Below are 6,631 nucleotides of genomic sequence, written 5' to 3'. Positions count from 1 at the left end.
CGTCCTGGAGCCCGAACTCGACCAGAACTGACAAGGAAAACTACAATCGACACCGCGCAACGCCCCAACCCCGCCGAATCGGTCACGTTCCCGAAATCGGCGGTCACGTTCGCCGAAATCCGCATTTAGCAAGAGCCGAGCCCGACTGATGGCCCATGATGTCATGGTTAGTCCGTTTCGAGACGGTCGAGACAACGCGCGTGCGTGGCCATCTGTCGGGCGAGCGTTTCAGCGTCGAAGGCCGCTCATTCAGGCCTGGGGCTTTCTGCCCCGGACGAAGTCAGATGACGACTCGCCGCCTGGCGGCGGTGCCGGCTCTCACGAGCACTGGCATGGCGAGAAGCGTAGCAACGACACGCATGAATTCAGCCCGGACAGTCAGGCCCGGTTGTTTCGCAAGAGTCGGGCCATGGGCGCGATGCTTTGCTACATGGATCACGTACTGACTGATAGCCGGCACGGACTCGTGTTCACGCACAGGTGACGCAGGCTAATGGCACAGCCGAGCTGGGCACAGCAGCCGAGACGCTTGCGGACGCCGCGAGGTTTGCCGATGGATCGATTACGGTCAGGTGCTAACAAGAGCTCCGACGCGGCCGGCTTCGTGGCAATGTGCCGCGCACATGGTGTGACGCCACATGCTGCACAATACAATGAACGCGCGGGCAGCTCGGCCATCGACGGGCGCACAACGCGCTGGGCCGGCTATGCCGTCAGTCGGCGCAAGCGCAAATGCATTGAGTAGGTCGTGGCTGGAGCAAGACGGCTGCACGATTCGGCAGGCGATGTTGGGGGCTGCAACGAGTTGACCAGCTTTTCCTGTTGATTCAGGCGGCCTACAACCTGACTCACATGCGCACGCTCGCGGCGAAAGCGGCATAGGCTAGACAGGCGGCGAGGAAATGGCATTGCGTCCACCTGAATAAAAGGCTTCGAGCATTAAATCGACATCAACCAAACCGGCGCAGCGACTCAATGAAACAGAGTGCTCAACGCTGGCGAGGTGTTTTCAACAGCCTGCTAGCTAGACGAGCCCCGCGTTTGCAGACTGACGGACACGAATAGTGTCAGCGTCGGATAGAATCTCTTCCGTGGGGTGCGGACAGAAATCTGGAGTGGTTCACTCGGCAATTCCGGACTTCGCCGGTGTTCGAGGGAGCTTAGACGGTGTTAGAAACGAGCGAGCCTTGACGCGACCAGCGTCTCCAGCCCCAGTGGTGGCCGGATTGTGTCGCAGACCAAGACAACCCTTGAGGTTTTCCGCTAATCCGCAGCGTGATGATGCGCTGATTTGGGTTCGCCTTCAGAGCTTGGCCAAGCTCCACCATTGCGCCAGGGTCGAACGCGTCGACTGTCTCCGGTGTGGGCATGAGGCACAGATCCAGAGTGCTCACCGCGTATTCCCAAAGATTGGAGGGATTTCAGGGTCAACTTGGGGACGACGAACCTGTCGACGTGCTTCATCAGCGGCCAGTCACTCAGCACTGCTGCCATCGCAGCATCGCACGGCCGCCCCAAGCCTCAACATCCATGAGGAGCGCCCGCAGGTTCGCGAGCGCGCTTTCGACGTCGATCGCCGCCACCGCGTCTTCCAGGCACACCACAAGTGAGCGCAATTCTGAGATCTTGGTGCCGAAAACCACGTCCAGCATGTCACCGCGGGTAGCCGGCATGTACAGAGTCGCCCCGAGGGCGAACGCAGAAATGTCGCCCCTCAGATGGGACTCCGTGTGATTGTCGCGGCACGATACGGACCCAGGTCCGCGCCAGCTTCCTCTACGGTCACGCCCGCGCGGTCAGTGAGATGCATTAACAACTGTACGTCGCTGTCGTTGCTATCACGTACCAGAACGTGATCAGGCACGCGACGCAGCACCGCTCTGGTTGCCTCAGCGATACCCGGCTTCACGCGATTCAAGTTGAAGATGCCAAAACGCGTTGCAAGTGAGGACACCACGTCATCAGCGGACGCTTGGAGCTCCAATCGCTGTTCGTTGGTCCATGGAGTTGCGGGATAAACTTCGCCCAGCGCCCCACGTTCGGCCTCGATCTTATCGATGAACTCTCGGGTTACGTCATGCTTAGGCAGGTGGTCGTATGTCACGCAACCATGAAGCCCACCTTGAGTCGGCCAGATGGTGCGGGATACGAGGCCCGACACGGTTGCACCGAGGATGCCGGACGGAATTATCCAGTCCTCTGCAGAGCCAGCCAGCCAAGCACGGCCGCAGGGGTCTGCTAGAACAACGAGGCGAGGCTCTTCTGGGAAGCGCTTGTCGTCGTCCAGGGTCCGTTTGAGCTCATCGGAGATTGCGCCTTTGCCGGTCCAACCATCCACGAAGGCGATCTTTTCGGCCCCATGCAACTGGATGATGGCTTCCAGAGCCACCATGTCGATCCCGCGATCGCGAATGATGCTGACACCGTAGTGGTGAGTATCGCGGCCCATTTCGACGAGTGCCCGGCGCAGCAGGACACCGAGGGGCACGCCTGCGCGAACAAATGAAACCAGGGCGATGCTCGGCCCGGTGTAAGCGGCACTCAATGCCAAGGCCAAGGACTGAACATTGGAAGCCATACGAGCGCCGTTCCGCGCCAGGGCATGGGTGTAGAGACCCTTGTGCACGTCGGTAGGAGCCTGCTCGAAGCTTATCATCTCAGAGTAGTGCTTCCGGTTTGTCTGAATCAGAAGCTCCTTTTCCTCAACGGTAGTGAAGCTCATCTGCACGCGTTGCAAAAGGAAATGCACATCTTCAGGGGCGTAGCTGCCGCTGCCGACGGTGCTCAGGGTGGCGAGAGGATTACTCATTGATGAGCCCCTTCACTACTGTTGCCAGTTGACTGCGCGCCGGCGTTGACCACATGTGACAGAGGTCCATGAACCCCAGGTCGGAGATGCTGTCACCGAAGCCCAACACCGGCCGCTCGCCATGGACCTCACGATCGCGGTGCAACCATTCTTGAACGGCGAAGCGTTTTTCCAAACCCGCAGGCAGGAGGGCGAGGTTGTTTCCGTTAACGTGGGTGTGCATGCATTCCAACATGCTTCGAGATTGAACTTCGGTCAGCAACTCGGTGAGCACCGAGTCGTCGGACTCGTTGTGTTTGGTCAGCACGTAGTGGCGCAGACCTTTCTCTTCAACGACCCAACTGCGCAGGGAGTAGCCTAGTTCTTTGCCGATTTGCAGGGTGGCCTCCCTCAGTGTCGACAGCCGGTCTTGAAAGGTCCGGAGCGACTCGGCCATCTGTGCGTGCCAGGACTGGTCAAGCGATCCGTCAGGGCGGAGCATCACGCCACCATGGGAGCAGATTGCACCTTCGGTGAAAGGAAGCTTGACGCGGTTGTAGGCCTCCACGCTACGAGCGGTAACCGGAACGACGTCGGCCGAGGCCAGCAGCCAGTTCAGGAAGAAGTTCTGGACCGGGTTCATGTACCCGTTGGGCTGCCCATGCACGTCCAGGGTGGCGATGATTCGTGGGGTGGCGTCCGCCATCTTACTTGCGGTCTGGAACAGGGTGTCGTCGAGGTCGACGAATATCAGCGGACGATTACTGCTCATCGAAAATTATCTCCGCATTCAGGACATCAACCAGTTCTGCAGGGAGCGCTTGCACCGGGGTTTCGGTGCAGATAAGAACTCGGTCGAATTGACCGGGCTTCACGTTGTAGAGGAAGTTCGGAATACCGAGGCCATAGTTGTCAGGAAACGACAGCGCGTGCTCGATGGCGTGGCCTATGGCTATAGGGGACCTGGTGGTGGCGCTGAAGTAGACGTCTGCCCCGGCTCGCTCCGCGCGCTCCGCCAGCAAGAAGGGACGCCAGACGAACTCACCGGTACCCACTACGACGACTTTCTCGCCGGGCTGGATCTGAATGTTCGGTGCGAGCGTGTCGTCCACGTGGCGAACGCCCAAGCGCCCCCAGTCATTGCGGGGTGAGAGAGGCCATCCGCCTATAGAAACGGCGCCGACACCTAGCATATCCGGCAGGGGCGCGGACTGATCTTCGTGGAACTGATACGAGCCGCTCAGCAAGGATACGGCGGTGGTCGACTCTCCGATGGCCTTACGCACAGCACCCCCAGACCAGTCTGTCAGGACGCACGTGACCACTCGCTCGATCTTGTTCAGGCCGGCTTCGATTAGTGCGCGGTACAGGTTGAGAAAGGTCTTGCCGGTCGAAGCCTCATCGTCCACCAAGATTAAAGATCGGGCCTGGAGCATCAAATCACGAACCTCGGGATCGACTGGCAGGTGGATCAAATGGGTGCTGGCATGACTGTGCTCTTCCTCGAATCGAGAAAAGAGGTCGGTACCCAAAGGATGACGGGTACTGGTGAGGTACACGCTGTCGGAACGCGTGGCACTGTAAGCACGGTGCACGCCGGCACCGAGGCCAACTGCGGCTTCGGCCACGCCTATTACCAGCACTGGGCCGGGCAGGTCCGCTGGGATCTCGCTGACGAGCCTCTCGAAACTGGTAGCCATGATCGATGGCCGCGTCGGCACGAGTCGTCCCAGAACTTTTGACACGAAGAGGAATGCCCGCTTTGGATTCCGGCGTTCTGCGAAACCGAACAGGGTAGCCGCGGGCAAGGCGGCGGCGTCGACTTTGACCTCGAGCAGTCCCCGCTTAAGTTGAGCGCGTAGGAACGTCGGTACTACATTGCTGTCCATGAACTGCTTCCTTGGGAAACGCTGATCAATGAGCCGATTGCCGGTGACTTGGCGGTGCGACTCGCGGCTATTAAAAACAGGACGGTCGTCGACGGCTGATTCTAAGCATCCGCGCGGGTGTATTTCCGGGGCACGGCTCTTTTCGGCATTCTTCGTCGACGGCGGTGTCGCGAAGAACGTGGCATCCACCAGCGTGCCTTCTTTCATCCCCGCGCTCGCATAGCGCGATGCCGATCTCATCGAACAGCTTTCGCGCCAACTCACGCTGCGACCAACAGGCGCCGAAACTTCACAGCGTGCCGGCATTCGGTAGGTTCTCGCGCGCCAAGTCGATGCCCGGGAACGCACACATCGCGAAACTGTCGTTCAGCGCGTCTTCAAGGCCTTCATCCGTCAGGCCGTACCACGTTCAAGAAAGTAGATCCCGGTCGCCAACAGCAAGCGCTGCCACGGTACCACTTTCTCCATCTCTGCAAGGAAACGCTGACGCCTGATCACTTGCTTCTTGTCCAGACTTCCTACTTCTGCAAAACAGAGCTACCGCTTCATGATCGTGGGACCGTTCCGTGAGCCTCTTTCTACAACGTCTTCGTCCTCGTCACCGATGACCGCGTAGCCGATTGATCAGCATTTCCCAAGTTTGATGCGAGGTCGAGGACCTAACAGGCTGTCGAAAATCGCCTCGTTTTGACAACCGCGGCAATGTTTAAAGGGATTTCGTATGCAATTCGTCGCTGAGTTGCGCATGGATCGTCCGGGGCACACCACAGGCGAGTGAGCCAGCCGGCGCGTTTTCGCGCGGTGGCCGCGTCCCGGCGACTCATTGCGCTGCTCCTCGCGGCACGGCCATCAGTATTCGGGCCATTCCGGTCAGGTTGCTGGCCAGCATCGTCAGTCTGAAGTGCTGGTGACCCGCTTGATGCCTCGATAGATGGTCTGCCGAATCCTGCCAATGGTCTTGCCCCAACCGGAGTACTCTTCGATGCGTTTGCGTTTCACCTGGCTGATGCCATAACCGGCGTGCCGCGAAGCGCGCCCATCAATCTCGCTTTCGTCTTGATGAGCAACGTTGCGCGTTCGGCAATCACGAACAGAGTCGCACATGTCGTAAGCCTTGTCGGCCCCAACTGGATTTGGTCGCGACAAGGAAACAGTCATAGCAAAGCGCGATATCATAGGATTGCTTATTTCGCCAGCGAGTAGAATTGCTCAGTAGCAGATGGTTGAATTGTTCAGGTATTTGTTCTGGCAGACCTTGATCGGCATCTCGCGTTCGGCGGTGAGCGCTTGTAGCGCCGCCAGATTTGATCCGCTTTTATCAATCGTCACAGTCCCCGGTTCACCGTTCAGGGTCATCGCCTTTTAGAAGTATCTCCGGCCGCAGCCTTGTCACGACGGGCTCGCAGAAGGAAATCGATCGTGTTGCCCGCCTTGTCCGCGGCGCGATACAAATATTTCCACTCGCCCCTATCGCGAATGTACGTTTCGTCCATACCCCAACTCCTGCCGCCGGCCCGCTTGCAGCGCCGAAACGGCTTCTCTAGAACCGGCAACAGTTTGAGTGTCCAGCGATGCACGGTCGAATGGCGAACCGAAATTCCTCGATCGCCCATGGTCTGCTCGATATGACGCAGACTCAGCGGATAAGCAGCGTACCGGCGCACGCAGAGAAGGATTACGTCAAGCGGATAATGTAGGCTCTTGAGCACCTGCGCCACCGCGCGATTCAGGTTCTGCTTCATCGGTCAGACCGTCCGTCTTCGGGGCTTGAGGTTGACCCGGTTCGACGGATAGATCTGTAGTTGAGGTTAATGCGGTGTGGCACCTCCTCCCGATAAGATCAAATCGCGGGTTGTCCACGGCCGGGCGGCGGGTCGCCTGTCACGACCACGCTGCCCGGCGGTGGGCAACCCGCGCGACGACAAGCTTTGATCTTGTGCATGCAGGTTTTCGA

4 protein-coding genes and 4 pseudogenes are annotated in these 6,631 nt (G+C 59.0%); 1 reads left to right on the top strand and 7 read right to left on the bottom strand.

Features of this window, described 5'->3' with window-relative positions; translation table 11 throughout:
- Positions 1-118: 118 nt before the first annotated feature.
- A pseudogene (locus tag AB4Y34_RS40295) lies at positions 119-882 on the top strand (IS5/IS1182 family transposase); the annotation flags it as partial.
- Positions 883-1,478: 596 nt separating this feature from the next.
- Here the strand turns inward: AB4Y34_RS40295 and AB4Y34_RS40290 are convergent.
- The 7 genes and pseudogenes from AB4Y34_RS40290 to AB4Y34_RS40260 all read right to left on the bottom strand — a co-directional run.
- Positions 1,479-1,652: an HpcH/HpaI aldolase/citrate lyase family protein gene (locus AB4Y34_RS40290; RefSeq protein WP_368719160.1), complete on the bottom strand. Its 174-nt coding sequence runs from the start codon at positions 1,650-1,652 to the stop codon at positions 1,479-1,481.
- Positions 1,653-1,714: 62 nt separating this feature from the next.
- The gene (locus AB4Y34_RS40285; RefSeq protein ID WP_176370012.1) at positions 1,715-2,809 is read right to left on the bottom strand and encodes a cysteine protease StiP domain-containing protein; all 1,095 of its coding nucleotides are present in this window, start codon (positions 2,807-2,809) and stop codon (positions 1,715-1,717) included.
- Complete coding sequence (locus tag AB4Y34_RS40280) at positions 2,802-3,560, bottom strand: trehalose phosphatase (protein WP_176370011.1); 759 nt, start codon at positions 3,558-3,560, stop codon at positions 2,802-2,804. Before AB4Y34_RS40280 ends, AB4Y34_RS40285 begins: the two co-directional genes overlap by 8 nt.
- On the bottom strand, positions 3,550-4,677 hold the full coding sequence (locus tag AB4Y34_RS40275; RefSeq protein ID WP_176370014.1) for a phosphoribosyltransferase domain-containing protein: 1,128 nt from the start codon (positions 4,675-4,677) through the stop codon (positions 3,550-3,552). Before AB4Y34_RS40275 ends, AB4Y34_RS40280 begins: the two co-directional genes overlap by 11 nt.
- 117 nt (positions 4,678-4,794) lie before the next feature.
- Positions 4,795-5,190, bottom strand: a pseudogene (locus AB4Y34_RS40270) (transposase); the annotation flags it as partial.
- A 307-nt stretch (positions 5,191-5,497) separates the two neighbouring features.
- Positions 5,498-5,805: pseudogene (locus AB4Y34_RS40265) on the bottom strand (IS5/IS1182 family transposase); the annotation flags it as partial.
- A 99-nt stretch (positions 5,806-5,904) separates the two neighbouring features.
- Positions 5,905-6,419, bottom strand: a pseudogene (locus AB4Y34_RS40260) (IS6 family transposase); the annotation flags it as partial.
- Between the last annotated feature and the right edge of the window lie 212 nt (positions 6,420-6,631).

It is taken from the genome of Paraburkholderia sp. BR10954 (assembly GCF_040965775.1).
Classification (GTDB): domain Bacteria; phylum Pseudomonadota; class Gammaproteobacteria; order Burkholderiales; family Burkholderiaceae; genus Paraburkholderia; species Paraburkholderia youngii.
The sequence above is the reverse complement of the archived record's forward strand: the minus strand, read 5'-3'. Positions and strand labels throughout refer to the sequence as shown.

Bases quoted from the DNA above. Each gene is read 5' to 3' on its own strand.
- AB4Y34_RS40280 (WP_176370011.1), bottom strand. From the start codon at position 3,560: ATGAGCAGTAATCGTCCGCTGATATTCGTCGACCTCGACGACACCCTG.
- AB4Y34_RS40290 (WP_368719160.1), bottom strand. From the start codon at position 1,652: ATGCTGGACGTGGTTTTCGGCACCAAGATCTCAGAATTGCGCTCACTT.
- AB4Y34_RS40285 (WP_176370012.1), bottom strand. From the start codon at position 2,809: ATGAGTAATCCTCTCGCCACCCTGAGCACCGTCGGCAGCGGCAGCTAC.
- AB4Y34_RS40275 (WP_176370014.1), bottom strand. From the start codon at position 4,677: ATGGACAGCAATGTAGTACCGACGTTCCTACGCGCTCAACTTAAGCGG.